Origin of the sequence: Pseudoalteromonas sp. McH1-7, assembly GCF_013366255.1 — a bacterium.
GTDB lineage: Bacteria > Pseudomonadota > Gammaproteobacteria > Enterobacterales > Alteromonadaceae > Pseudoalteromonas > Pseudoalteromonas peptidolytica.
In genome coordinates, this window is the sequence record NZ_JABWPQ010000057.1 from 1 (window position 1) to 1,384 (window position 1,384).

Sequence of the window (1,384 nt, forward strand, 5' to 3'; positions counted from 1 at the left end):
ATTAATGGAATGGACTCTCTCCACTCCCCATCGGCGTCATAATGCGCCATATTAGTTTGGGGTAAGTTTTCACATAAACAAAGCAGAGAGAGTCACATGAATAAAGTAACAATAGGTTTAGATATCGCCAAGAACATTTTCCACCTAGTTTGGTTATCTCACTTAGGCAAGGTTCTAAAAAAGAGAAAACTTAAACGTGCAAATATCAAAGAGTACTTTGCTAATTTAGAGCCTTCGATTGTTGTTATGGAAGCTTGTGGCTCAACTAATTACTGGGCACATGCCATAGAAAGTTATGGTCATGAAGTTAAAGTTATCGCACCGCAGTATGTTGTTCCTTACCGAAAAGGTAATAAGAATGACTTTAATGATGCTGAGGCGATAGCTGAAGCATCACAACGTGCGAATATGCGATTCGTACCTGTAAAAAACACTGAGCAGCAAGATATTCAACTTTTGCATCGCATCAGAGAGCGAAGAATAAAATTCAGAACAGCAATAATAAATCAAACACGAGGACTATTAGCTGAGTACGGCATAATTATCGCCCGAGGGGCAAATCAGGTTAGAAAAGCAGTACCTGATATTTTAGAAGATGCAGACAATAAACTAACCGTGTTATCACGCAGACACATAGCGAGTTTGTATGACGAGTTGACCGAGCTGGATAAACAAGTCAATGCTTTGGATAAAGAAATCAGTGAACTTAGCAATACAAAAGAAGTATGCCAAAGGTTAAAAACAATGACAGGAATAGGGGCTATCATAGCAACGGCTTTTTACAGTGCAATAGGGGATGGAAAAGACTTTAAAAATGGTCGTCATGTATCCGCATGGCTTGGTTTAGTTGCTAAACAGCATACAACGGGTGATAACCCTAAGTTAAAAGGGATAAGTAAACGAGGGAATACTTATTTAAGAACACAGCTAATTAATGGCGCAAGAGCAGCCTTAGTAAAAGCTGAAAACAAAACCGATAAAGTGAGTGAATGGGCAAACAATTTACGTAAGCAACTGCCATTTAATAAAGCCGTTGTGGCCTTAGCCAATAAGATGGCAAGAATGGCATGGGCGATGGTTGTAAAGAAAGAAGACTATAAGTTTGCTTAACGCTGATATTCATTGGCAAAACTAAACAAGGTTCACCAGCAAGAATTGCAAAGATAGACATTGACGGGAAACGGTTCAGAGCCGCTCTATTAAAACCTGATAATACCAAGGGCTGTTAGAAGCCGTCGTGATTGATAAGGGAATAGAGGCGGATATCCATCAGGGCTAGAGCGGATAAATCCGCTCATTAAAAAGCCGAATATATGGCAGCAATGAACTTTGAAATTCTATCAATTACTATCTTGTAATCGGAGAGAGTCCATATATGGTATTA

General features: G+C 39.2%; 1 protein-coding gene. It reads left to right on the forward strand.

Annotated elements, in window-relative coordinates:
• Positions 1-96 precede the first annotated feature (96 nt).
• Positions 97-1,110: an IS110 family transposase gene (locus tag HUZ36_RS21600; protein WP_176033947.1), complete on the forward strand. Its 1,014-nt coding sequence runs from the start codon at positions 97-99 to the stop codon at positions 1,108-1,110.
• The last annotated feature ends 274 nt before the right edge of the window (positions 1,111-1,384 follow it).

Bases quoted from the DNA above. Each gene is read 5' to 3' on its own strand.
- HUZ36_RS21600 (WP_176033947.1), top strand. From the start codon at position 97: ATGAATAAAGTAACAATAGGTTTAGATATCGCCAAGAACATTTTCCAC.